This window comes from Nonomuraea sp. JJY05, from assembly GCF_043496855.1.
Classification (GTDB): Bacteria; Actinomycetota; Actinomycetes; order Streptosporangiales; family Streptosporangiaceae; genus Nonomuraea.
Genome location: NZ_JBIEIS010000006.1, coordinates 1 through 23,625 on the forward strand (window position 1 = coordinate 1; position 23,625 = coordinate 23,625).

The 23,625-nt window shown below is 72.3% G+C and carries 20 protein-coding genes; 10 read left to right on the top strand and 10 right to left on the bottom strand.

Going from position 1 to position 23,625, the window contains the following annotated elements; translation table 11 throughout:
* Positions 1 to 273, bottom strand: a 273-nt coding sequence (locus ACFKCF_RS09620) for a hypothetical protein (protein WP_394492618.1), incomplete at its 3' end; no start/stop codon positions are given.
* A 77-nt stretch (positions 274 to 350) separates the two neighbouring features.
* Between ACFKCF_RS09620 and ACFKCF_RS09625 the strand changes: the two genes are divergently transcribed.
* The gene (locus ACFKCF_RS09625) at positions 351 to 3,839 is read left to right on the top strand and encodes a protein kinase (protein ID WP_394492619.1); all 3,489 of its coding nucleotides are present in this window, start codon (positions 351 to 353) and stop codon (positions 3,837 to 3,839) included.
* 51 nt (positions 3,840 to 3,890) lie between these two features.
* Positions 3,891 to 4,427, top strand: coding sequence for a GNAT family N-acetyltransferase (locus ACFKCF_RS09630; protein WP_394492620.1), 537 nt, complete (start codon positions 3,891 to 3,893; stop codon positions 4,425 to 4,427).
* Between the two features lie 9 nt (positions 4,428 to 4,436).
* Here the strand turns inward: ACFKCF_RS09630 and ACFKCF_RS09635 are convergent, their stop codons facing one another.
* Positions 4,437 to 5,411, bottom strand: a complete 975-nt coding sequence (locus ACFKCF_RS09635) for a helix-turn-helix domain-containing protein (RefSeq protein WP_394492621.1) — start codon at positions 5,409 to 5,411, stop codon at positions 4,437 to 4,439.
* A 155-nt stretch (positions 5,412 to 5,566) separates the two neighbouring features.
* Here ACFKCF_RS09635 and ACFKCF_RS09640 point away from each other — a divergent pair, with 155 nt between their 5' ends.
* Complete coding sequence (locus ACFKCF_RS09640) at positions 5,567 to 9,529, top strand: S8 family peptidase (RefSeq protein ID WP_394492622.1); 3,963 nt, start codon at positions 5,567 to 5,569, stop codon at positions 9,527 to 9,529.
* Between the two features lie 31 nt (positions 9,530 to 9,560).
* Here the strand turns inward: ACFKCF_RS09640 and ACFKCF_RS09645 are convergent, their stop codons facing one another.
* Together ACFKCF_RS09645 and ACFKCF_RS09650 are read right to left on the bottom strand one after the other, a co-directional pair.
* Positions 9,561 to 10,046, bottom strand: coding sequence for a hypothetical protein (locus tag ACFKCF_RS09645; protein WP_394492623.1), 486 nt, complete (start codon positions 10,044 to 10,046; stop codon positions 9,561 to 9,563).
* Between the two features lie 2 nt (positions 10,047 to 10,048).
* Positions 10,049 to 10,852 carry an SAM-dependent methyltransferase gene (locus ACFKCF_RS09650; protein WP_394492624.1) on the bottom strand — a complete coding sequence of 268 codons (804 nt, stop codon included), beginning with the start codon at positions 10,850 to 10,852 and terminating at the stop codon, positions 10,049 to 10,051.
* Between the two features lie 226 nt (positions 10,853 to 11,078).
* Here ACFKCF_RS09650 and ACFKCF_RS09655 point away from each other — a divergent pair, with 226 nt between their 5' ends.
* Positions 11,079 to 11,936, top strand: coding sequence for a PP2C family protein-serine/threonine phosphatase (locus ACFKCF_RS09655; protein WP_394492625.1), 858 nt, complete (start codon positions 11,079 to 11,081; stop codon positions 11,934 to 11,936).
* Positions 11,937 to 11,988: 52 nt separating this feature from the next.
* On the top strand, positions 11,989 to 12,843 hold the full coding sequence (locus tag ACFKCF_RS09660) for an aldo/keto reductase (protein ID WP_394492626.1): 855 nt from the start codon (positions 11,989 to 11,991) through the stop codon (positions 12,841 to 12,843).
* A gap of 61 nt (positions 12,844 to 12,904) precedes the next feature.
* On the opposite strand, the gene ACFKCF_RS09665 is transcribed toward ACFKCF_RS09660, so the two are convergent.
* The 4 genes from ACFKCF_RS09665 to ACFKCF_RS09680 are packed head-to-tail and all read right to left on the bottom strand — an operon-like array spanning position 12,905 to position 16,069.
* The gene (locus ACFKCF_RS09665) at positions 12,905 to 13,753 is read right to left on the bottom strand and encodes an IclR family transcriptional regulator (RefSeq protein WP_394492627.1); all 849 of its coding nucleotides are present in this window, start codon (positions 13,751 to 13,753) and stop codon (positions 12,905 to 12,907) included.
* A gap of 14 nt (positions 13,754 to 13,767) precedes the next feature.
* Positions 13,768 to 14,715 (bottom strand): PDR/VanB family oxidoreductase, encoded by a 948-nt coding sequence (locus ACFKCF_RS09670; protein WP_394492628.1) that lies wholly within the window; start codon positions 14,713 to 14,715, stop codon positions 13,768 to 13,770.
* On the bottom strand, positions 14,712 to 15,011 hold the full coding sequence (locus ACFKCF_RS09675) for a hypothetical protein (protein WP_394492629.1): 300 nt from the start codon (positions 15,009 to 15,011) through the stop codon (positions 14,712 to 14,714). The genes ACFKCF_RS09670 and ACFKCF_RS09675 overlap by 4 nt, the downstream gene beginning before the upstream one ends.
* A gap of 5 nt (positions 15,012 to 15,016) precedes the next feature.
* A complete protein-coding gene (locus ACFKCF_RS09680) occupies positions 15,017 to 16,069 on the bottom strand; it encodes a Rieske 2Fe-2S domain-containing protein (RefSeq protein ID WP_394492630.1) in 1,053 nt (350 codons plus the stop codon).
* A gap of 271 nt (positions 16,070 to 16,340) precedes the next feature.
* Between ACFKCF_RS09680 and ACFKCF_RS09685 the strand changes: the two genes are divergently transcribed.
* From ACFKCF_RS09685 to ACFKCF_RS09695, 3 genes are all read left to right on the top strand, one after another.
* Positions 16,341 to 17,456, top strand: coding sequence for an arabinogalactan endo-beta-1,4-galactanase (locus ACFKCF_RS09685; protein ID WP_394492631.1), 1,116 nt, complete (start codon positions 16,341 to 16,343; stop codon positions 17,454 to 17,456).
* A gap of 123 nt (positions 17,457 to 17,579) precedes the next feature.
* On the top strand, positions 17,580 to 18,590 hold the full coding sequence (locus ACFKCF_RS09690) for a hypothetical protein (RefSeq protein ID WP_394492632.1): 1,011 nt from the start codon (positions 17,580 to 17,582) through the stop codon (positions 18,588 to 18,590).
* Positions 18,591 to 18,783: 193 nt separating this feature from the next.
* Positions 18,784 to 20,448 (top strand): VanW family protein, encoded by a 1,665-nt coding sequence (locus tag ACFKCF_RS09695; protein WP_394492633.1) that lies wholly within the window; start codon positions 18,784 to 18,786, stop codon positions 20,446 to 20,448.
* Between the two features lie 167 nt (positions 20,449 to 20,615).
* Here the strand turns inward: ACFKCF_RS09695 and ACFKCF_RS09700 are convergent, their stop codons facing one another.
* Positions 20,616 to 21,227 (bottom strand): DUF305 domain-containing protein, encoded by a 612-nt coding sequence (locus ACFKCF_RS09700; RefSeq protein ID WP_394492634.1) that lies wholly within the window; start codon positions 21,225 to 21,227, stop codon positions 20,616 to 20,618.
* Positions 21,228 to 21,420: 193 nt separating this feature from the next.
* Here ACFKCF_RS09700 and ACFKCF_RS09705 point away from each other — a divergent pair, with 193 nt between their 5' ends.
* Positions 21,421 to 21,711, top strand: coding sequence for a GlsB/YeaQ/YmgE family stress response membrane protein (locus tag ACFKCF_RS09705; protein WP_394492635.1), 291 nt, complete (start codon positions 21,421 to 21,423; stop codon positions 21,709 to 21,711).
* A 9-nt stretch (positions 21,712 to 21,720) separates the two neighbouring features.
* Here ACFKCF_RS09705 and ACFKCF_RS09710 read toward each other — a convergent pair whose 3' ends face one another.
* Positions 21,721 to 22,527 carry an ion transporter gene (locus tag ACFKCF_RS09710; protein ID WP_394492636.1) on the bottom strand — a complete coding sequence of 269 codons (807 nt, stop codon included), beginning with the start codon at positions 22,525 to 22,527 and terminating at the stop codon, positions 21,721 to 21,723.
* A gap of 123 nt (positions 22,528 to 22,650) precedes the next feature.
* Here ACFKCF_RS09710 and ACFKCF_RS09715 point away from each other — a divergent pair, with 123 nt between their 5' ends.
* Positions 22,651 to 23,625: a GlxA family transcriptional regulator gene (locus ACFKCF_RS09715; RefSeq protein ID WP_394492637.1), complete on the top strand. Its 975-nt coding sequence runs from the start codon at positions 22,651 to 22,653 to the stop codon at positions 23,623 to 23,625.

The window sequence follows — 23,625 nt, forward strand, 5'->3', positions numbered from 1 at the left end:
GCGCCGGGGCGGCGCGTACCGGACGACCAGGCCGGCCAGCGCCGCGAGCGCCAGGCCCTCGGCCATCCCCAGCGCGCCCGTGCCCGGCGCCGGCTCCACCGCGCCCACGACGTGGGCGAGCGTGACGGCCAGGGAGACGGCCGCGGCCAGGAGCGTCAGCGCGGGCAGGCGCGCCCTGAGCCGCGGGCGGAACGCCGCGGCCGCCGTCGATGAGACCGCGAACGAGACCGCGGCCAGCGCCGGTAGGGCGTCGGCGACCCACGTCGAACTCACGGACCGACGATACGCGCAGGCCGGACTCCCGGCGTGCCCGCCGCAACTTTGGCGGGTCCGGGGGCATCTAATCCGCCGTGGAGGCGCTGATCGCGGGGGATCCGCAGCGGATCGGGGACTACTGGCTGGCCGGGCGGCTCGGCGCGGGAGGTCAGGGGGTCGTGTACGACGCCTACGACCCCGAGGGCCGGCGGGTGGCGGTGAAGGTGCTGCACGCGGCGGGAGACCGCGGGCGCTTCGCCAAGGAGGCGGCCGCGGCGGAGCGGGTGGCCTCGTTCTGCACCGCCCGGCTGCTGGCTGCCGATCTCGACGGCGGCAAACCGTACCTGGTCTCGGAGTACGTGCCGGGTCCGAGCCTGCGCGAGGCCGTACGGGAGGGGCGCCGCTTCACCGGCGACGACCTGCACCGGCTGGCGACGGCGGTGGCCACGGCGCTCACCGCGATCCACGAGGCGGGCGTCGTCCACCGCGACCTGAAGCCGGACAACGTGCTGCTCGGCCCGGACGGGCCGCGCGTGATCGACTTCGGCATCGCCAGGACGGCGGAGATGTCGCTGACCAGGACCGGCGAGCTGGCGGGAACGCCGGGTTACATGGCGCCCGAGGTGCTGACCGGGCAGCGGGCGGGAAACGCGGCCGACGTCTTCGCGTGGGGCGCGATCATGGTGTTCGCGGCCACCGGGCAGGACCCGTTCGGCGGCGAGAACCTGGGCGGCGTCATGCACCGCGTGCTGACGCACCACCCCGACCTGAGTGCGCTGCCGCCGGGGCTGGCCACACTGATCGAGGCCGCGCTGGAGAAGGATCCGCGGGCCCGGCCGTCCGCCCGCGACCTGCTGCTGGCGCTGGTCAGCGACGACGGGTCCGACGCCGGCGGGCTGCTGGCGGCCGGCAGCCGCCGCGCCGAGGGGATGCGGGTGCCCGACCGGGACGACCCCGCTCTGGGCGCGATCGCCGAGGACGCCTACGGCTCGCTCGGCCCGGAGGCGCGCGACCTGGCGGCCGAGGTGTTCCTGCGGCTGGTCGGGGTGAACGCCGACGGCCAGGAGACGCTGCGGCGGGCCGGCCGCGAGGAGCTGTTCGGCGGCCGGCCGGAGCACGAGGCGGCGGCCGTCCGGCGGATCCTGGAGGCGTTCTCGTACGTGGTCACCACCAGGGACGGGTCGGTGGCGCTGGCGCGTCCCGGCCTGCTGCGGGCCTGGCCGCGCCTGCGCACGTGGATGGAGGCCGAGCGCGCCGGGCTGGCGATGCTGGACGAGATCAACGCGGCGGCGCGGCACTGGGAGGAGCACGGCCGGCGCGACGGCGACGTGCTGCAGGGCAGCCGCCTGGAGCAGGCGCTGAGCTGGGCGGCGACCGGCCGCAGGCACCTGACGCTGACCCCGTTCGAGCGCGATTTCCTGCGTGCGGGCACCGAGCTGACCAGGAGGCGCGCTCGGCTCAGGACGCTGGTCACGGCGGCGCTGGCGGGGCTGCTGGCGGTGGCGCTGGTGGCGGGCGGGCTGGCCGTGTGGCAGCGCGGGCAGGCCGTCGAGCGGCTCGACATCCTGACCGCCAAGCAGGTGGCGGCCGAGGCCGACCGCATGCGCACCGCCGACCCGGGCCTCGCGATGCTGCTCAGCGTGGCCGCGTACCGGGTCTCGCCGCAGCCGGAGGCCCGCTCCAGCCTGATGGGCTCGCTCCAGCAGCAGGAGACTGCGGCCTTCCAGGACCCGCCGGTCAAGGGCGCGGGCCGGCGGGCGCTGAGCCGCGACGGGCGCACGCTGGTCAGCTTCAGCGAGGGCGGCGTCAACGTGTACGACGTGCGCACCGGCAGGCGGACGGCGAGCTGGCCCGGCATGACCCTGAACGGCACGATCATCCAGGGCCCCGCGCTCAGCCGCAGCGGGCGCCTGCTCGCCCAGACCACCTCGGACGAGCTCGGCGTCTGGGACCTGAAGACGGGCAGGACGCTGGTGAGGAGATCGCTCCCGGCGACCGGGAACGGCGGCTTCGGCGTCGTGTTCGGCGAGCACGAGACGACTCTCGTGCTCACCTTGGCCGACGACGTCCCCTTCCTCATCGACGTGAGCACCGGCAGGCAATTCGGCCGGCTGGTCTACGCGGACCGGACGATGGCGCAGACTCCGGCGCCGCTGGTCGATCCGACGGGCAGGCACCTGCTGCTGCCCGGCTACCGGTTCGACCAGATCGCCCTGCCCGGCTGGACCGCCGAGCGCCCCTTCCCCGCCTGCGTGAAGAACCACCTGCTGGCGGCCTACAGCGCGGACGGCAAGACCCTGGCCTGCGCCGACGTCGCGGGCGACATCGTCCTCGTGGACGCCGTCACCGGGCGCGAGCGCAAGCTGAAGGAGACGCTGAACTGCGGGATCTGCCACGACTCCGCGCGGCTGCGGTTCAGCGCCGACGGGCGCTACCTCGCCGGCTTCTACGGCCGCGACCTGGAGGTCATGCGGATCGGCGATCAGCGGACCGTCCTGCGCTACCGCGCCGAGGGCGAGTTCGGGGACGTCCGCTTCGACCCCGACGGCAGGACGCTGCGCTACCTCGTCGACGACACCGTCATCAGCGTGGACCTCGCGCCGCGCACCCCGTCCGTCGCCCTGCCCGACACCCCGATGCTCAGCCGCGACGCCCACTGGGCGGTGTCCTGGACGAACGGTGCCGAGCTGGGCGTGTTCGACCTGCGGACGCGTAAGGAGGCGGGCCGCATACAGGTCAGGGAGGAAGGATCCGTCCAGGGCATGGACGACGCCGGCACCCGGCTGGCCGTCGCCGACATGGACCGCACGATCACCCTGTGGGACCTGGCGACCAGGAGGAAACTCTGGTCCAAGCGGGTGGGGGACGGCGACCACCAGCCGGCGTACGTCGACTTCACACCCGACGGGCGCAGGATCGCCATCACCCTCCTGCTGGGCGAGAGCCCGTTGATGAGCGTGGTCGTGCTGGACGCCGCCGACGGCCGCGCGGTGGCCGCCTACAAGACCCGGCTGAGCGTCGGCCCCTTCCTTCCGGGACGGCAGGTGTTCGTCTCGGCCGACGGCAGGCTCGTCGACGTGATGACCGGCAAGGCCGCCGGCCCGGGGCTCGGCGCCGCCGGCGCGCTGGCCGTCAGCCGGGACGGGCTCCTGGCCGTCCAGGAGTCCGCCACCCACCGGATCGGGCTGTGGGACGTCAAGGGCCCGACCCCGCTGCGTCCCGTCCTGCCCCGCGCCGCCGGCGCCAGCGCCGAAATGGTCTTCTCGCCGGACGGCCGGACCCTCGCCACGGCCACCGACGAGGGCGTGCTCGAACTCTGGGACGTCCGGTCCAGGCGCCGGCTCGGCAGCTCGTACCGGGTCGGGGAGTTCGCCCCCTCGTCCATGGCCTTCGGCGCCGACGGGAGCGTCCTGTACGTCGGCATGCAGGACGGCATGGAGGCCGGGGCCGTGCGCGAGGTGCCCGTCGGCGACGCGCTGATGATCGGGAAGGTGTGCGCGCGGGCCGGGCGCACGCTCACGCCCGCCGAATGGGACCGCTACCTCGGGGACGTGCCGTACCAGGACGTGTGCGCGGCCCGGTAACAGACTGCATAGCTATTGCTCTTGCAAACTCTTCGCAATTAAGCTTCGTGCATGCATCACGACGGACCTGGCATCACCGCGATGTCCACCCAGATCATCGACCTCTACCGGCGCTGCTACGCCGCCCCGCCGTGGTCGGAGACCCCCGAGCAGCTCGGCCGCTACCCCGCCAAGCTCGCCGCGGGCGTCGCCAAACCGAATTTCGCCGCGCTGACCGAGAGCGACGGCGCCGGCCGGCTCACCGGCGTCTGCTACGGCTGGCCGACCCCGGACGACCTGAGCGGCAACGCCGTCTATGACGCCCTCGTCACGGCGTTCGGCCTGCCCGCCGCGAGCACGCTGACCCGCGGCGCCTTCGAGGTCGCCGAGCTCTTCGTCCACCCGGACCACCAGGGCCAGGGGATCGGCGCGCGGCTGCTCGGCCGGATGACCGCCGCCCTGCCCGCCGCCTGGCTCATCACCAATCCCGGAGCACCCGCCGCCGGCCTTTACCGCAAGCTCGGGTGGCGAGAGGCCGGCTCGCTGCCGGCCGGCTTCTACCCGCAGTCGCGGGCGTCGGTCTTCACCCTGACCCGGCCGGACGCCTGACGACCGGGTCTAGATCCAGCCGCGCTCCCGGGCCGCCAGTCCCGCCTGGAAGCGGGTGATGGCGTTCAGCTCCTGCATGACGGCGTGGATGCGGCGCTGAACCGTGCGCAGCCCGAGCCCCAGCGCCCGCGCGATGGCCTCGTCCGTCAGGCCGCCCGCGAGCAGCCCCAGCAGATCCCGGGTCAGCTCGTCGGGCTCGCCGGGGCCGGCGGCGGGCCGGGGCGCCCCGCGCAGCGGGAAGCCGCGCCGCCACTCGAGCTCGAACAGCGCGATCAGCGCGTCGAGCAGGGCGGACCGGTGCAGGATGAACGCCGCGTCGATGGAGTAGGCCCCGTTGCGGATGGGGATCAGCGCGAGCGCGTCGTCGGCGATCCACATCTTGGCCGCCGCCCCGGCCACCACGCGGGCCTTCTCGCCGTGGGCCATGGAGTCCTGGACGAGCCGTAACTTTCCGGGCAGCGCCAGCGACTCCAGGTCGTACACGCTGCGGTAGTCGATGCCCGACCTGAGCATGCGCCGCTCGCGCTCGACGTTGTCGGCGTGACCGCGCATGACGTACGGGGGCTTGTCGATGTTGCGGAACATGGTCTGCGCGCTGTCCTGGAGCGCGTACGCCCTGCTGATGATGTTGTCGGTCCCCGTGACGACCTCGACCTGCTCGGCCGGGTGCGCCGCGTAGCGGGAGGCCAGGTGGAACGACGTGGTGAGCTCGTGGATGGCCGTGCGCACCTGGTGCAGCTCCTCCTCCTGGCGGGTCAGCAGCGGCCTGAAGGCGATGTCGGGGGCGACGGCGACGTACCGGGCGCGGCGGCCCGGCAGCCGGCTGGCCAGGCCGCGCCGCGCGAAGGCCGCCAGCATGCGCGCCGCCATGGGGGTCGAGACGCCGCAGTGGGTGGCGAGTTCGGCGGCGGATGATCGCGGGTTCTCGACGAGCGTCGCGTACAGGCGGCTCTCGGCCGGTGACAGGCCGATCGCTTTGAGCATCGGCGACGCCCTTTCTCCCGCCGCCGGGGATGGCGGGTTACCGCCACCTGGCGGGTTTTGGCCCGTTCGGCGGACTTGTGCCCTGACTGATTCCCAGATTAGGTCAGCGAGGAAACGATCTCCGGCGTTTCCCAGGTCTGGAGAAAGGTGTGCGTATGCTGTCCACCCCCCGGCGCCGCGGACTCGTGGCCTTATTCGCGTCCTTACTCGCCGTGCCGCTCGCCGCGGTGCCGGAGACGGCCACCGCGGCGACCGTCACGAGCACGGTCACGAGCACGGCCGCGAGGGCGAACGCGCCGGTGACCGGCCTGCCACCGGTCAAGATCACGCTGATCACCGGGGACACCGTCACCTATGCGAAGGACGCCGCGGGCCGCGTCTCGGCCACGCTGGAGCCCGGCGAGGGCGCTGAGGCGCGGACGTACCAGGCCCAGCAGGACGACCACGGCTACTACGTGATCCCCGCTGACGCCGCGCCTTACGTCAGCAGGGGCCTGCTGGACAAGGAGCTGTTCAACGTCGACTACCTGGCGGCCAACGGCTACGGCGACGCGAAGACCGCGCAGCTGCCGCTCATCGTCCAGTACCAGCCGCAGACCAAGGCCGCCGACCTGGCGGGCAAGGCCAGGTCGCTGAAGGCCGGCTCGGAGCCGATGGTGCTGGAGAGCATCGACGGCGCCGCGATCAAGGTGGACAAGAAGCAGGCCGCCGCGTTCTGGCAGTCCCTGGGAGGGGGCCGCAACGACGCCAGGGCCCTGACGAGCGGCCTGCGCAAGGTGTGGCTCGACGGCAAGGTCAAGGCGCTCGACGACCGCAGCAACCCGCAGATCGGCGCCCCCACGGCCTGGGCGGCCGGCTACGACGGCACGGGAGCCAAGGTCGGCGTCATCGACAGCGGCATCGACCTGGCGCATCCCGACCTGCGGGACAGGATCGTCGCGTCCCGCAACTTCGTCCCGGCCGGCAAGCCGGGCGGCGGCAACCCCGACGAGGTCGCCGACCGGGTCGGGCACGGCACCCACGTGGCGTCCATCATCGCCGGCAGCGGCGCCGCCTCCGCCGGCAAGTACAAGGGCGTCGCCCCGGGCGCCAAGCTGACCATCGCCAAGGCCCTGGACGACACGGGCAGCGGCAACAACTCCGAGATCATCGCGGCGATGCAGTGGCAGGCGGCCACCGAGCGCGTCCGGGTGGTCAACATGAGCCTGGGCAGCCAGAGCCCGACCGACGGCACCGACCCGCTGAGCCAGGCGGCCAACGAGCTGACCGCCGAGTACGGCACGCTGTTCGTGGTCGCCGCGGGCAACGCGGGCCCCGGCCGGTACACCATCGCCTCCCCCGGCGCGGCGACCTCGGCGCTCACCGTCGGCGCGGTGGACTCGGCCGACAAGATCGCTTCGTTCTCCAGCCGCGGCCCGCGCCTGAGCGAGGACTTCGCGATCAAGCCGGAGATCACCGCGCCCGGCGTGAACATCATCGCCGCGCGCGCGGCGGGCACCTCGCTGGGCCAGGGCAGCAGCGTCCCGGGCGGCGGCCCGATCGACGACAACTACACCGCCGCGTCCGGCACCTCGATGGCCTCCCCGCACGTGGCCGCCGCCGCGGGAATCCTGGCCGCCCAGCACCCGGACTGGACGCCCGAGCAGCTCAAGACCGCGCTGACGGGCACCGCGAAGCCGATCGACGCCCCGGTCTACGACCAGGGCTCGGGGCGGCTGGACATCGGGCAGGCCGTCACGCAGCAGGTCTTCGACGACCTGGCGACGGTGCACGCGGGGTTCACCGACCCGTACACCGGCCAGACGCTGAGCAGGAAGGTGACCTTCCGCAACGCCGGCAAGGACCCCGTCACGCTGGCCCTGTCGATGACGCTGAAGCGCGGTGACGCCCAGCCGCCCGCCGGGATGGCCACGCTCACCCCGTCGTCGCTGACCGTCCCCGCGGGCGGCACCGCGAGCGCGGACCTCGCCATCGAGCCCACGCTCGGCGACCCGGGCTGGTACGAGGGCCGCCTGACGGCCACCGCGGGCACCACCCGGCTGACCGCGCCGATCGCCCTGCACAAGGGCGCGAAGCTGGACACCCTGCGCGTCAGGCTGGTCGGAAAGCCGGAGTGGACGCTCAACCCGGGGATCCTGTCCGCCCTCCGGGTCAGCGACACCGACCCGCTCCTCCAAGGCGAGCCGATGACCATCGCCACCGACAACTGGCGGACCACCGACACGCCCGGCACGGTGGAGACCGAGCTCAAGCTCGCCCACGGCGGCGTCTACTCCATCGGCGACATGCCGTGGTGGTACACCAGGCCGGACCGGCAGATCCAGAACGCCCTGCTGCTCGCCCCCGAGATCAAGCTCGACGGCGACACCACGCTGACCCTGGACGCCACCGACGTCGAGCCGATCCAGGTGAGCACGCCGCGCCCGTCGGAGCCGGTGTTCATGAACGTGATGGTCGTCCGCACGACCGCCTCGGGCCAGATGTACGGGGGCGCGTCGCTGCTGAGCTACGAGCCGGTCAACCGGGGCCGGTTCTGGGTCACGCCGGTGCGGAAGGCGCCCACGGTGGGCACCTCGACGGTGCTGTTCGACCAGGTCCGCCGCGCGCCCGAGGTGGAGCTGGCCGTGCCGGGGCTCCGGCTCAACCCGCACTACGTCAGCGAGCACGACCCGCTGGTGCCGAAGTTCGCCGCCGACCGGCGCCTGAGCCTGACCACGGGCGACGACCTGCGCGGCGGCGCGGACGCGCGCGGCAAGCTCGTATACCTCCCGGCCAGGGACTCGCTGGAGCTCTTCCTGGCCGACCTGGACCTGGCGATCAAGGTGGGGGCCGCGGGCGTGGTCACCAGCGACCGGTTCGCCTGGCTGCTCAGCGCCTCGAACTTCGCGGACCACAACAAGATCCCCGTGCTGTGGATCGACAGCGGCGAGGCGGACCGGCTCGGCAAGGCCCTGACCCGCAAGCCGTACCCGAGCGCCGCGCTGCGCGTCACGCCGACCACCCCGTACGAGTACAAGCTGGCCTACTACCTGAAGGGCACTACGGCGGGCCGCCTGAACTTCGCCCCGAAGGCGCGCGAGCTCACCGAGATCGACACCACCTACCACGCCCAGTTCGCCCCCCAGCCCGGCACGTGGGGGCCGTACACGAACTTCACCGAGGTCAACCACACCTACATCCCCGAGCAGCGCTTCAGCATCCGCGGCTCGCACGCCTTCGCCGGGCCCACGGCCAGGACCGAGTACTACAACGCGCCCGGGCGGGACGTGCTGTGGGAGCGTGAGTTCGTCTTCTCCGACCCCACCTCGGGCGGCGCGCGCTTCGCCTCCTCCGCCCGCGGCTTCACCGGCGGCGCCAAGGAGCGGGAGGACTGGAACGAGGCCGTCATGCCCTCGCAGTTCGCGGCCGGCCCCGGCCTGCCGGACTGGATCACCCCCCTCATCTACTGCGACGGCTGCCGCCAGGGCGACCGGCTGCGGCTGCGCGCGCTCAGCCAGGTCGGTTTCGGCTACTACTCCGACGCCTCCGACCCGACCCACATGTACCAGGGCGCGCCGGGGACCGAGGAGATCAAGCTGTTCAGCGGCGTCACCGAGGTCAAGCCGCAGTACGACGACCTGGGCGTGCCCTACTACAGCGTCCCCGCCGGGTCCGGCGCCTACCGGCTGACGAGCTCGTGGAAGGACGCGTTCCCCGGGAAGCACGCCGGCACCGGCGTCGAGACCAGCTGGACGTTCCGCTCCGCCCGCCCCACGGGCGACAGCAACCCTTACCCCTGCCTGGACTCCGTGCTGTGGGAGGACAAGCAGCCCTGCGCCCAGGTGCCGCTGATCCGGCTGCGCTACGAGCTCGGGCTGCCGGAGAACGACACGGTCCAGGGCGGCCGGCCGTTCGCCTTCACCGTCAAGCCCGAGGGCGCCCGCTCGCCGTCGCTGCGGGGAGTCTGGATCTCCGGTGACAAGGGCGCTCACTGGACCCGGGCCACGGTGCTGCCCGGTGACAAGGCGCTGGTGCTCAACCCCAAGGGCCCCGGCAGCATCTCGATCAAGATCGAGGCGCAGGACAAGGACGGCAACTCCGTCCAGCAGATCCTCTCTGACGCCTACCTCGTGAAGTGACCGCGGGAGCGGGGGCCCCGGGCCCCCGCTCTCAGCCTCCGGGTCCCCTTCGCCGGACGGGGGCCTCACCGTTCGAGGCCAGATCGCCGCGTTCCACCGGGGCCGGCGGCAACGGGGCGGGCGGGCCGGTACCGGTCGCCGGGCGGGCGCCCTGCGCGGCCTGCTTCAGCACCGCCCGGTCCACCTGGCCGACCGGGCAGATCAGCCGGATGTGGTGGTCCTTGCGCACGGCGACGTACTCCTGGTCGCCCCCGTTCACGGTGTACCAGCCGCCGCCGTCGCGCTCGGACGTGCCCGCGCGAACGTACGGCCCGCGGTCGACCCGCAGCTCCACGTGCTCGCCGCCGGGCGAGGTGTAGACCGCGCCGAAACCGTCGTCGTTGATCACGCCCACCGACTGCTCGGCCACTTCGTAGCCGGGCAGGTCCACCACGTACATCAGCTCGGGAGCCGCTCCCTGCCGCCGGGCCCGGTCCATGGCCGCCCGGCTCAGCCCGGTGCCCCGGCGTGCCGGCATGGTCAGGGCTTACGGGCGATGCCGCCGAACATGAGGCGCTGGCCCACGGTCAGCTCCTCGGGGACGGCCGCCTCCGGGCGCCACAACGGCAGCGGCACGACGCCCGGCTCCACCAGCTCGAACCCCTGGAAGAAGCCGGTGATCTCCGCGACGGTGCGGAACCTGCCGGTGCCGAGGAGCGCGAGGTACTGCTTCTCCGCGTCGCGGGACTCCTGGCTCGAGTCGCAGAAGCTGGTGATGAACAGGTAGCTGCCCGGCGGGACGGCGGCCATGTAGGCCTCGACGATCCCCTGCGGGTCCTCGTCGTCGTGCAGGTGGTGCAGGATGCCGACCAGCATCACGCCGACCGGCCGGCTGAAGTCGATGAGCCGCTGGACGGCCGCGTCGCCGAGGATCGCCACCGGGTCGCGCAGGTCCGAGGTGACCACCGCGGTGCGCTCGTTCTCCGCCAGGAGCGCCCTGCCGTGGGCCAGCACCATCGGGTCGTTGTCGACGTAGACCACGCGTGCCTCAGGGTTCGCGCGCTGCGCGACCTGGTGGGTGTTCTCCACGGTCGGCAGTCCCGAGCCGAGGTCGATGAACTGCGTGATGCCCTGGTCGATCATGAAGCGGACGCCGCGGTCCAGAATCTGGCGGTTGTAGGCCGCCACGTCGTAGATCTCCGGGATGACCTTGACGATCTCCGCGACGAAAGCGCGATCGACCTCGAAGTTGTCCTTGCCGTGCAGGACGACGTCGTAGGCCCTAGCGATGCTGGGCCTGGTCGTGTCGATCGCGCTCTTCCACTCATCCGACTTCTCGCCCACAGGTGCCCTTCCTCACGGAGTCGATCATCAGGATCATAGGGCGGATGCAGCCCGACAAATGCGCTTATTGCCGCATTGTCGCGCACCGTCTGCTTCGCCGCGCGGCACGCCGTACGCGCCGCGGCCCTGGAAGGCGGCTCCGGCCCGGTCTCCCGGACTAAGCTGATCGCGGCGGTGAGCGAGCTGGCCCGCGACTGCTACGTACACGGAGGCGACAGGGGGGCTGGTGATCGAGCAGCGCGTACCGCCGCGGCGGATCCGCATGCTGGAGGACGAGCTGGCCAAGCTCCGGGACGAGCTGGCCGACGCCCGCCAGGACGTGCTGGCCCTGGTCGCCGAGCTTGAGGAGCGCGACGAACGGCTCAGGCGGGCCCACCGGGCGATCTTCCGCGAGCTGGAGGACGCCCTGCGCCCGCCGATCCCGCACGTGGAGCAGGCGCGGCTCGCGGTCTACTACTCCTCCTCCGAGGACGACGCGCCGACCGGCGGCGACCTCTACGACGTGGTGATCATGCCGGGCGGCGAGCTGCACGTCGTCGTGGTGGACGCGGCCGGCCACGGCGTGGCCAGCACCCGCGCCGCGCTCAACATCATCCACGCCGTCCGCGTGCTCTCCCTGGCCGGGCTGCCGCTGGACAACGTCGTGGAGCGTGCCGCGGCCATCCTGCAGCCGGTCTACTCCGATCTGGCGGGGACCGTTCTGGTGGCCCGCTTCGACCCCCGCACCGGAGTGCTCCGGGTGGCCACCGGCGGTCACCCGCCACCGCTGATCGTGGCGCCCGGCGAGCCGGCGACGTATCTGGAGGCGTGGGGGCGCGGCCTCGGCTACCCCGATCCGGGCAGCGACCACGTGGCCGAGCGGCGGCTGGGGCCCGGCACGCTGGTGCTGTTCTACACCGACGGGCTGGTGGAGGCCCGGCGCGATCTCAACGCGGGGCTGGACGAGCTGGCCGAGCTGGCGGGCCGGCACCGGGACCTGCCGGTGGACGAGCTGACCGACACCCTCGTACGGGTGATGCGCCACCAGGCGCTGCACAGCGACGACACCCTGCTCCTGGCCATGCGCTGGACACCCCAAGCGTGAGAGTTGACCTGGAGTGCGCTCCAGCGGGCAGGGTGGACCCATGCACAACGCCATGCGAACGCGAACCATCGGAAACCGCCAGGTCGGGGCCGTCGGGCTCGGCGCCATGCCCATGTCGGTGGCCGGGCACATGCCCGACGAGGACCAGTCGATCCGCACCCTCGTCGCGGCCCTGGAGGCCGGTGTCACCCTGATCGACACGGCCGACGCCTACACGCCTTCGCACGACGACGTCGGCCACAACGAGCGCCTGGTCGCCCGCGCCCTGGCCCGCTGGGGCGGCGACGCCGGCACGGTGCTCGTCGCGACCAAGGGCGGCCACACCCGCACCCCCGGCGGCGGCTGGTCCGTGAACGGCGACCCGTCGTACCTCAAGGAGGCCTGCGAGCGCTCGCTCAAGGCTCTCGGCATGGACAGCATCGGCCTCTACCAGCACCACCGGCCCGACCCGAAGGTGCCGTACGCGGAGACCATCGGCGCGCTGAAGGACCTGCACGACGCCGGCAAGATCCAGATGGCCGGCATCTCGAACGCGAACCCCGAGCAGATCAGGCTCGCCCACGACATCCTGGGCGAGCGCCTGGTGAGCGTGCAGAACGAGTATTCGCCGCGCTTCCGCTCCAGCGAGCCCGAGATCGACGTCTGCGCCGAGCTCGGCCTGGCGTTCCTGCCCTGGTCGCCGCTGGGCGGCATCGGCCGTACCGGGGAGCTGAGCCAGAGGGACGCCTTCACCGAGATCGCCGAGGCGCGCGGCGTGTCCCCCCAGCGGGTCTGCCTGGCCTGGGAGCTGGCCCGCAGCCCGGTCGTCATCCCCATCCCCGGCGCCAGCCGGCCGGAGACGATCCTCGACTCCATCGCCGCCGCCGACCTGGAGCTCAGCGGGGAGGAGCTGGCCCGCCTCGGCTGACCGGGCCCGTCACGAGCCGAGAGTGACCGGGCCCGTCACGAGCCGAGAGTGACCGGGCCCGTCACGAGCCGAGAGTGACCGGGCCCGTCACGAGCCGAGAGTGACCGGGCCCGTCACGAGCCCGCCCGTCACGAGCCGAGGTGGACGGCGGCAGCGCGCGGGAGATGGCGCGGGCGCTGGTGCGCAGGAGCGGGGCGAGCGCGTGGGGTGACGTGCTGCCGTGGTGGACCACCAGGGACACCGCGGCCACCACGTCGCCCCGGCCGTCGTGGATCGGCGCCGCGACCGACAGGGCGTCCATGGTGACCTGCCGGTCGCTGACGGCGTAGCCGCGGGCGCGGGTGTCGGCGAGCGCGGCGCGGATCTGCCGCGGGGTGGTCATGGTCCGTTCGGTGTAACGGGTCATGGGACCGGCCACGACCTGCTCCTGCACCTCGGCGGGAGCGTACGCGAGCAGCACCAGCCCGACCCCCGTGGCCGTGAGCGCGAAACGGCCCCCGACCCGGGTCAGCACCGGGACGGCCTTGCTCCCGGCGATCCGTTCGACGAACACCACCTCGGTGCCCTCCCGGACGGCCAGCTGCACGTTCTCGCGGGTGACCTGGGACAGGTCCTCCAGGTACGGCAGGGCGGCCTCGCGCAGGCCCAGGCCGCGAGGGGCGAGCGAGCCGATCTCCCACAGCCGCAGGCCGATGTGGTAGCACCCGGCCGGATCCCGTTCGAGCGCGCCCCAGGCCAGCAGCTCCGCGGCCAGCCGGTGCACCGTGGAGACCGGCAGGCGGGCGTGCCTGGACAGCTCGCTGAGGGTGAGCGAGCGCCGGTCGGGCGTGAACGCGCCGAGAATCTGCAGCGCGCGGGCCACGACCGGGCCGGTGCGCTCGGCCGTTTGCCTGGGGGCTGGGATCTGCATCGGCGGCTCCCTGGTCAGAGTTCGAGAACCAGCTTGGGGCAGGCGGCGCGGGAGACGCAGACGAACATGGTGTCGTTCACCGCCCGCTCCTCGGAGGTGAGGAGGGAGTCGCGGTGGTCGACCGCGCCGGCCAGCACCGCGGTCTCGCAGGTGCCGCAGGTCCCCTCATGGCACGAGGATAGGACCTGTACGCCGGCCTCCAGCACGACGTCGAGGATCGAGCGGTCCGGGGGCACGGTGAGGGTGACGCCCGTGACGGCCAGTTCGATCTCGAAGGACTCCGTCCGCACGGGAGCCGCCGCCTCCTTGGGCTCGAAGCGCTCCACGTGCAGCGTGCCGGGTGGCCGGTCCGCGCAGCGGCGCTCGACGGCCGCCAGCAGCGGGGCGGGGCCGCAGCAGTACACGAGGGTGTCCGGCGTGGCCCGCGCCAGGAGGGCGTCGAGGTCGAGCAGGCCGTGCTCGTCCTGCGGGCGCAGCTCCACCCGGTCTCCGTGCGCGGCTTCGAGGTCGCGGGCGAACGCCATCGCGCCCGCCGTACGGCCGCCGTAAGCCAGGTGCCATCGGGCGCCGGCGGCGTCGGCGGCCCGCACCATCGGCAGGATGGGCGTGATGCCGATGCCTCCGGCGACGAACAGGTAGCGGGGCGCCGGGTGGAGCGGGAAGTGGTTGCGCGGGCCCCGGGCGAGGACCGCCGTGCCCGGGTGGAGGTCCTCGTGCACGTACGCCGAGCCGCCCCGGCCGTCCGGCTCGCGCAGCACGGCGACGCGCCAGGCCGTTCGGTCGGCCGGGTCGCCGCACAGCGAGTACTGGCGGACGCGGTCGCCGCCGAGCACGAGGTCGATGTGCGCGCCGGGCTCCCACGCGGGCAGCTCGGCGCCTGCCGGGTCGCGCAGGTCGAGGGCGACGACCCCGTCGGCGACCGGCTCGCGAGCATGCACGACCAGCTTGCGCTCCGTGCTCATCGGACGGCCCCCGTCCCCGACAGGGCGTCAGAGCGCGCCGTCCCGGAAGAAGGGTCGGGGCTCGCGGTCCCGGTGAGGGTGTCCTGACCGGCCGTGCCGGTGGGGGTGTCCGGGGGTGTCGGGTCGGTGGGGGCGTTGTGGCCGGTCGGGTGGCCGAGGAGCCATTGCCAGACCTCGACGGGCCCCTCGGCGACCTGCACGGCGCCGCAGTGGCACGTGCCCTCGAGCAGATCGCTCCCCGGCAGCCACACCACGCGGAGCAGCCCCCGACGGGCGGGCAGACGTCCGGGCTCCATGCTCGTCACGCCTGCCGGGCCGGAGCGCCCTGCCCCACCAGAGCCGCCAGCATGCGCCGGGCCGCCAGCCCGCCCGTGTCGATGTTGATCGACAGCTCCTGGTAGCCCGCCGGCTCGGTCGCGATCACCTGTTCCAGCACGTCGAGCGCGGTCACGTCCTGCAGCACCACCGTGCGGTTCTGCTCGGCCAGGAAGTCGGACACGCCCTGGTCGTCCAGGGCGAAGTCGCGGGCCACCGCCCAGAAGTCGTGCGTGGAGTGCTCGGTCTCGGGCGTGATCGCGTACACGACCTCGACGTGGAAGGCGTCCGGGTCGCTGCCGTCGGCGTTCGGGAGCACACCGAGCGGGGCGATGCGCGAGTGCAGCTTGTACAGGCACGGCGGGGTGTACTCGATGTCCTGCCAGCGCATGATGCGGCCGGTCAGCCCGGTGGACTTGGCGTAGAACGGCGGGCATTCGGCGTCGTCCATGTGGCGGCTGACATGGACGATCCCGGCCTCCTCGTCCACCGTGGTGGTGATCGGGGTGGCGGCCACCTCGGGGGTGCCGATGTACCCGCCGTGCAGGTACGTCTCGTGCGAGAGGTCCATGAGGTTGTCCACCAGCAGCCCGAACCGCGCCTGGAGCGGCTCCATCCCCGACACCGTCGTGTACCCGGGCGAGTCCAGCCAGGGCGCGCGCGGGATGCCGGCCGCGTCGGCCCGGGCGGGGTCGCCGATCCAGACCCAGACGAAGGAGTCCTGCTCGACGACCGGATAGCTCTTCAGGCGGGCGGTGCGCGGCACCCTGGTCTGGCCGGGGACGGCGACGCAGCCGCCGTCGGCGCCGTATGTGAAGCCGTGGTAGCCGCAGACCACCTGGTCCTCGACGAGCCGGCTGGGAGGCTGCGACAGCGGGAAGCGGCGGTGCACGCAGCGGTCGGACACGCCGGTGACGGTCCCGGCGCGGGTGCGCCAGAACAGGATGGACTCGCCGCATATGGTGCGGGTGAACAGCTCCTGGCCGATCTCGCGCCCGTACGCGGCGACGTACCACTGATCTCGGGGAATGCTCGACACGGCGACTCCTTCGTGGTGCGGCGGCCGGTGTGCACGATGGTGGCTCGGCCGCCCGGACCGCGGAACAACGATTCCCGGATGCCGGAAAACTCGCTCTTCCCGAGTGCCGGATTCTTCTTTATCCTCATGCTCAAGCAGTCTGTGAACGTTCACAGAACGTGAAAGGCCGATTTCGCCCCTCAAAGGCGTATTTTGCAGGTAGCTCGTCGCCACATGCGTCCGTGAACGTGCACACACAGTCCGGATTTCGGCTCTATCAACGGGACCGATCATGACCACGTACCACTTACGAAGGCTCCGGGTCACTCTCCTGCTGACGCTCGCGGCGCTGATCGCGCTCGCACCGGCGACGCCCGCACAGGCCGCCACGCTGAGCATGCGCGGCGCCGACGTCTCCTCGCTCCAGCGCAGCCTGGACCTGGGGGCCAGGTACTACAACGCCGCCGGGACGGCCGCCGACCCGCTGGACATCCTCACCGGCGCCGGCGTCAACTACGTCCGGCTGCGCGTCTGGAACAACCCGGCGAGCGGCTACAACAACAAGGCGAAGGTGCTGGCCTACGCCAGGACGGTCAAGGCCAAGGGCCTCGGCCTGATGATCGACTTCCACTATTCGGACACCTGGGCCGACCCGGGCAAGCAGTTCAAGCCGGCGGCGTGGGCCGGTCATGGCATCGCCCAGCTCCAGACGGACGTCTACAACTACACCTACGACGTCTGCAACAGCCTCAAGGCGCAGGGCACCACCCCCGACAGCGTGCAGATCGGCAACGAGATCAACGTCGGCATGCTCTGGAACGACGGCAAGGTCATCAACAACGACTTCACCAACCTGAGCCTGCTGCTCAAAGCCGGTTACAACGCGACCAAGGCGTGCAACGGCGGCAGCCAGGTGATCATTCACACCGCGGACGCCGACAGCCTCGCGAACGCCCGCTGGTTCTATGACGGGATCCGCGCCAAGGGCGTGCCGTGGGACCTCACCGCCCTGTCGTACTACTGCATGTGGCACGGCTCGCTGTCCACCCTCTCCAGCGTGATCAACGACGCCCGGACCCGTTACGGCAAGCCCGTCATCGTGGCGGAGACCGCCTACCCGTTCACCGCGAACAACGCCGACAGCGAGCCGAACGTGATCGGCGGCTCGGCGCCGTGCTCCGGCTACCCGGCCACCTGGGCGGGGCAGGCGAGCAACTTCACCGCCGTCCAGAACACCGCCCGCAGCGCCGGGGCGATCGGCGTCTTCTACTGGGAGCCGACCTGGTACGCCATCCAGGGCAACGGCTGGGACCCGGCCAACATCAACGGGACCGGCGACCAGTGGGACAACATGGCCACCTTCAACTGGACCGGCGGCGTCAACCCCACCATCAGATGGAACCCGTAGCCCGGCCTTCCCCCGGCTCGACGGCGTCGAGCCGGGGGCCCAAGACGTCTGCAAGTGCGCGCCAAGCCGTTCAGGAGAGGCCTTGCGCACACTGTCTTCCTGAGGACGGAAGGGAGACAGGCGATGATCGCACGAGGACGTCAGACCGGCTTCACGACCGCGGCCCCCGAGGGCGGCGTCCTGCCCGCGGAGGTGCGGCAGGTGTTCGAGCGCTCGTTCGTGTGCGAGTACACCTCGCTGACCCGGGCGGGCCGCCCGGTGACCTGGCCCGTCACGCCGTACGTCGGCAGGGACGGGACGCTCGACGTCACGACCGGCCTGTCCTACCCCGACAAGGCCGAACGCGCCCGCCGCGACCCGCGGGTGGCGCTGCTGTACTCCGACCCCGCGGGCAGCGGCCTCGACCGGCCGCCCGTGGTGCTCGTCCAGGGGCGGGCCGCCGTCCGCGACGCCGACCTGCAGGCCAACACCGACCGGTACGTCGGCGAGGCGCCGGCCAAGGCCGGGAGCGGGCTCGCCGGCGCCCCGTTGTTCCTGCTCAGGGGGCTGACCTGGTATTTCGCCCGCATCTACGTGGAGGTGACCCCCGAACGCGTCACCTGGTGGCCGGAGGGCGATCTCTCCGCCGCGCCCCGCGGCTGGAGCTGCCCGAGCGGGACGAGGTTCCCCCGGTCCGACCTGGCGCCGTCGGGGCCCCGGCTGCCGAGCCGGTCGGCGCCGCCGGTGGACTGGCGGCCCTTCGCCGCGCGGGCGATGCGGCTCGGCGCCCCGGTCGTGTCGATGGTGGCCGACGGCCTGCCGGTGACGGTGCGTGCCCGCTCGGTCGTCCGTACGGGCCGCGGGTTCGAGGTGCTGCTGCCCGCCGGGGTGACGGGCACGCCGGGGCCGGTGTGCCTGACGTTCCACTGGTCGTCGGGGACCGGCGGGCAGGAGAACGTCGTGCTGCTGGGATCGACGACGGGCTCGGGCGACCTGCTGGAGGTCGAGGTGGAGCGGGCGCTGACCGACTGGAGCCTGACCGGCGGTCCGGTGAGCCGTACGTGGTCGTTCCTCCGGCACGCGAAGGAGCTGCGCAAGCGGGTCAGGGCGGAGGCCGCCCGCCGTGACCAGCCGGTCCCCGTCGTCCGGCGGTGACTTCCCTACTACATCTGCTAGTACACTCCGTCACTATGCGCGACCCCCGGGCATCACTGCAGGTCAGGTCGGCGGAGAACTCTGAACGGGTCGCCAGCCGTATCCAAGACCAAATGGACATCACAGTTACCGGATCCGGGACCTGCCCGGCCGGCGGCCCGCACCCGGGCCTCATGCACACCCTGGTGCCGTCGTGAGCGCCCTTCGCTCGCGGCGCGTGCTCATCATCACCGCCGCCGTCGTCCTGGTCGCGGTGCTCGGCTACGCCGTGCCCGCCATCTCGCTCGCCGGCAAGGTCCCCCCGGGCACGCGCGTGGACGGCGTGGACATCGGCGGGCTGGCGCCCGAAGCCGCCCGCTCGCACCTCGACGGGCAGCTGGCCCAGCGCGTACGGCAGCCGATGACGCTGGTCGCGGGCGGCAAGCGGGTCCAGCTCACGCCCGCCGAGCTGGGCCTGGACTTCGACGCCCGGGCCACCGTCGAGGCCGCGATGGCCGGGGCCGCCACCCCGGCCGGCATCGCCCGCTCCCTGTTCGGCAGCCGGCAGCTCCCGCCCCGGGTCCTCGTGGACGAGCAGCGGCTGGCCGCCGGGCTCGCCGACCTGGCCAAGAGCGTCGACGCCAAGCCGGTGCAGGGTGGCGTCCGCTACCAGGGGCTGGAGCCGCGCACGATCCTGCCCAGGCCCGGACGCACGCTGGACCGCGACGGGGCGGCCCAGGCGGTGCGGGCGGCCTTCGCGGCCGGGCGCAAATCCGTCGAGCTGAAGCTCCAGGTGACGCCGCCCGCGCTCACCGCCGCCCAGGTCAAGGAGGTCGCCGCCGGCACCGCGCGCACCGCGATCGCCTCCCCGCTCACGCTGGCCAGCGGCGGCAAGCAGGCCACCGTGTCCAGGGAGCAGCTGGCCGCCGGCCTGCGCTTCGTCGCCGACGGCAAGGGCGGCCTGCGCCCGTCGTACGACGCCGGCGAGATCTCCGCGGACATGGCCAAGTCGCTGCTGATCACGCCGCCCAAGGACGCCTCCTTCACGATCGTCAAGGGCAAGCCGAAGGTCGTCCCCTCCCGGGCCGGCCGCGGCGCCGACATCAAGGCGCTCGGCCCGGCCATCGCCGAGGCCGTGGCGGCGGGCAGCCGCCGCGTCGACCTGCCCGCCACGGCGCGGCAGCCCCGGGTGAGCACGGCCGAGGCGGCGAAGCTCGGCGTCACGGAGCAGGTCAGCTCGTTCACCACGCAGTATCCGTGCTGCGCGCCCCGCGTGACCAACATCCACACCATCGCCGACATCGTGGACGGCTACGTGGTGCAGCCCGGGGAGACCTTCTCCCTCAACGACGTGGTCGGCAAGCGCGACAAGGCCCGCGGCTTCGTCGAGGCGCCGATGATCCTCAACAACCGGTTCGTCAACGACGTCGGCGGCGGGGTCTCCCAGTTCGCCACCACCATGTTCAACGCCGTCTTCTTCGGCGGCTTCCAGGACGTCCAGCACCGGGCCCACCAGTACTACATCTCCCGCTACCCGGCCGGGCGCGAGTCCACCGTCTCCTACCCCCAGCCGGACTTCCGCTGGCGCAACGACTCCCGTCACGGCGTCCTGATCAAGACCTCGTACACGAACACCTCGGTCACCGTGCAGTTCTGGAGCACCAAGCGCTACGACATCGAGTCGCAGAGCTCGGAGCGCTACAACGTCAAGCCCATCGAGACCCTCAGCGAGAAGGGGGCCGACTGCATCCCCATGAGCGGGTCGGAGGGCTTCGCCATCGACGTGTGGCGCATCTTCAAGAAGGACGGCAAGGTCCTGCGCAAGCAGCGCTTCCACACCGTCTACGACCCCGAACCCCGCCTCACCTGCGAGAAGTGACGCTCAGATCGCGGCCTCCGCTATCGCTGACCCGCGCGACCCCGGTCGCCGCCGACCAGGTAGACGTCGGTGCGGGCGGCGCTCCCCGTCGCGCTCGCCTGCGTGACCCCCGCCCGGACGCGAGGCCGGCCGGCCCCGTGACCTCCCGTCCGGTCGAGACCCTCGCGTCATGGAATCCGGGCGACAAGCTTCTTCATCTGCGTCACCTGGGCCTGCTGTTCCTTCATGATCCGATCGGCCAGCTTCTTGGCCTTCGAACTCTTCCCGTGCTTCCGCTCGACCCGGGCCATGGCGATCGCCTCCTCGTGATGATCGATCATCATCGTGAGGAACTCCTTGTCGAAGGCCGAGCCCCGGGAGTCCAGCAGTGTCTTGACGTTCGCGTCGGAGACGCCGGCCGGCGCATCGTGTCCCGCCTCGCTGACCGGCGTGGTCCTGCCCCACTCCTTCAACCAGCCCTGCAGGGTCTCGATCTCCGGCTGCTGCCCGGACTTGATCTTCTCCGCCAGTTCTTTGGTCTCCTCGTATGTCGCCCGCGCCGTGGCCAGCTCGGCCATCTCGATGGCTTCCTGGTGGTGCGTGATCATCATCTGCGCGAACATCACGTCGGCATCGTCGAAAGCGACTTTCGGCGTGGCACTCGCCGACGCGGCCGGCACGGCTCCGGACATCATGGTCGTGTCCCGCCCCGCCGGATCGCCGCCGCAGGCGGCGAGGGCGAACGCCCCCACCGCCAAGGACGTGGCCAGTGAGACGCGGTGCACTGCCGCTGGTTTCATGGTCATGGACGCTGAACCCCCCGATTTCAGCACGTCAGCCCATCCCGTCTACACGGGGCTGACCTGGCCATATGTTCCCCGCGAGGGCCCGTTGCTACCGTGCGACCTGCCCCCCGCGTGAGCGGCAGGAACCGGCCCCGGAGCGCGTTCGTTGTGCGGGACAGACGGACCATCGAGCGTCGGGGAGTTCAGCATGGCGATCACCGGCATCCTTTCCGGACTCATCATCGGCATCGTGATCGGCGCCCTCGGGCGGCTGGTCATCCCGGGGCGGCAGCGCATCCCCATCTGGCTCACGATCGCGATCGGCGTCGTCGCGGCGCTCGCCGGCACCGCGATCGCCACCGCTCTCGGGGTCGCCGACACCGGCGGCGTCGACTGGATCGAGCTCGCCGTCCAGGTCGCCCTGGCGGCCCTCGGCGTCTCGCTGATGGTCGGCCTCTACGGCGGCAAGCGGCGGCGACGGCAGCGGCAGCGGCGGTAGGAAGGCCGCTCAGGGGCCCTTGCCGGTCGCGGGCGCGGGCTCGCGCGTCAGCAGCTGGTCGAGCTTGGCGTTGACCGCCGCCAGCTCCTGCTTCACCTCCTCCAGCTCCGACTGCGCGCGGGTCTCCGCCGGGGACGGCTCAGTCTCGTGCATGGCGTTGACCACCACCGCGATGAACAGGTTCAGCGCGACGAAGGTGGACATCAGGATGTAGACGATGAAGAACACCCACGCCCACGGCTTGTGCTCCATCACCTCCTGCGCGACGTTGCCCCAGTCGTCGCCGGTCATGATCTGGAACAGGGTGAACAGCGAGCTCGGCAGGTCGGCGAAGCGGTCGGGCACGAGCTCCCCGAACAGCTTCGTGGAGATCACCGCCGCGATGTAGATCATCAGTACCAGCAGGCCGATGATGGAGGCCATCCCGGGCAGGGCGGTCAGCAGCGCGCCCACCACGCGCCGCATGCTGGGCACCGCCGAGACCAGCCGCAGCGCCCGCAGGATGCGCAGCGACCGCAGCACCGACGTGGGCCCGGAGGCCGGGACGAGCGCGATGGCCACTATGGCGGCGTCGAACCAGTTCCAGGGGTCGGCGAAGAACGACCTGCGGTAGGCGTACAGGCGGGCGGCGATCTCGACCGTGAAGATCGCCAGCGCGATCCGGTCGACGGCGTGCAGCAGCCCGCCGGCCTGCTCCATCAGGTACGCGCTCGTCTCGCATCCGATGGTGACCGCGTTGACGACGATCACGGCGATGACGGCCCGCTGCACGAGCTTGCTCTCCAGGACGGCACGAACGCGTTCTGGCCCTGACAACTTCTACCGCCCCCAGGTGACGACCACAGTTGTTGATCATCGTAGTGGGCCGCGGCCCCCGCGCCGGCGAGGCGGGAGGTCCGGGGATCGCCGTGGCGAGCGGCACACCCGTACGATGTGGCCATGGTGGCACGGCTGATCGTCATGATCGGTTACGACGGCATCGAGCTCGTTGACGTGGCGTCCGTGACGACCGGGTTCGACCACGCCAACCAGCAGGGCGCCGACCCGGCGTACGAGGTCGTGTTCGCGACGCCGATGGGCCGGCCCGTGCGCTGCGACTCCGGGCTCGAGCTGTCCGCGCAGCACCGGGTCGACGGGATGGACGGCCCGATCGACACCCTGGTGATCTCCGGCGGGCGGGGGCACGCGGCCGCCGCCGCCAACCCCCGGTTCGTCAGCCAGGTCCGGCGGCTCGCCGGGCTGTCGCGGCGGGTCGCGTCGGTGTGCACCGGGGCGAGCGTGCTGGCCGCCGCCGGGCTGCTCGACCACCGCCGGGCCACCACGCACTGGTACTACGCGGGGCAGCTCGCCGCGCGCTACCCGCGGGTCAACGTCGACCCGGCGCCGATCTTCATCCGGGACGGCGCGGTCGCGACGTCGGGCGGGGTCACCGCCGCCCTCGACCTCACGCTGGCCTTCATCGAGGAGGACCACGGGTCCGAGATCGCCCGCCGCGTGGCCATGGGCATGGTGGCCTACCTGAAGCGTCCCGGCAACCAGGCGCAGGTGAGCCTGTTCAACCGGATCCCGCACTCCGACCAGGTCCTGGTCCGGCGGGTCGTCGACCACGTGATCAGCAACCTCGACGGCGATCTGAGCGTCCCCCGGCTGGCCGCGCTCGCCGGGGTGAGCGAGCGGCATCTGAGCAGGCTGTTCGTCGAGCACGTCGGGCGGACCCCGTCGCGGCTGGTCCGCGACGCGCGGCTGGAGGCGGCCTCCCAGCTGCTCGCCGGATCGCGCGAGCCGGTCGCGGCCATCGCCCGCCGGTGCGGGTTCACCTCGGCCGAGTCCTTACGGCAGGCGTTCGTGGCGTGGGCCGGCGTCTCGCCGTCGCGGTTCCGTTCCCGGGCGACCGGGCGCGAACCCGGCCCCTGA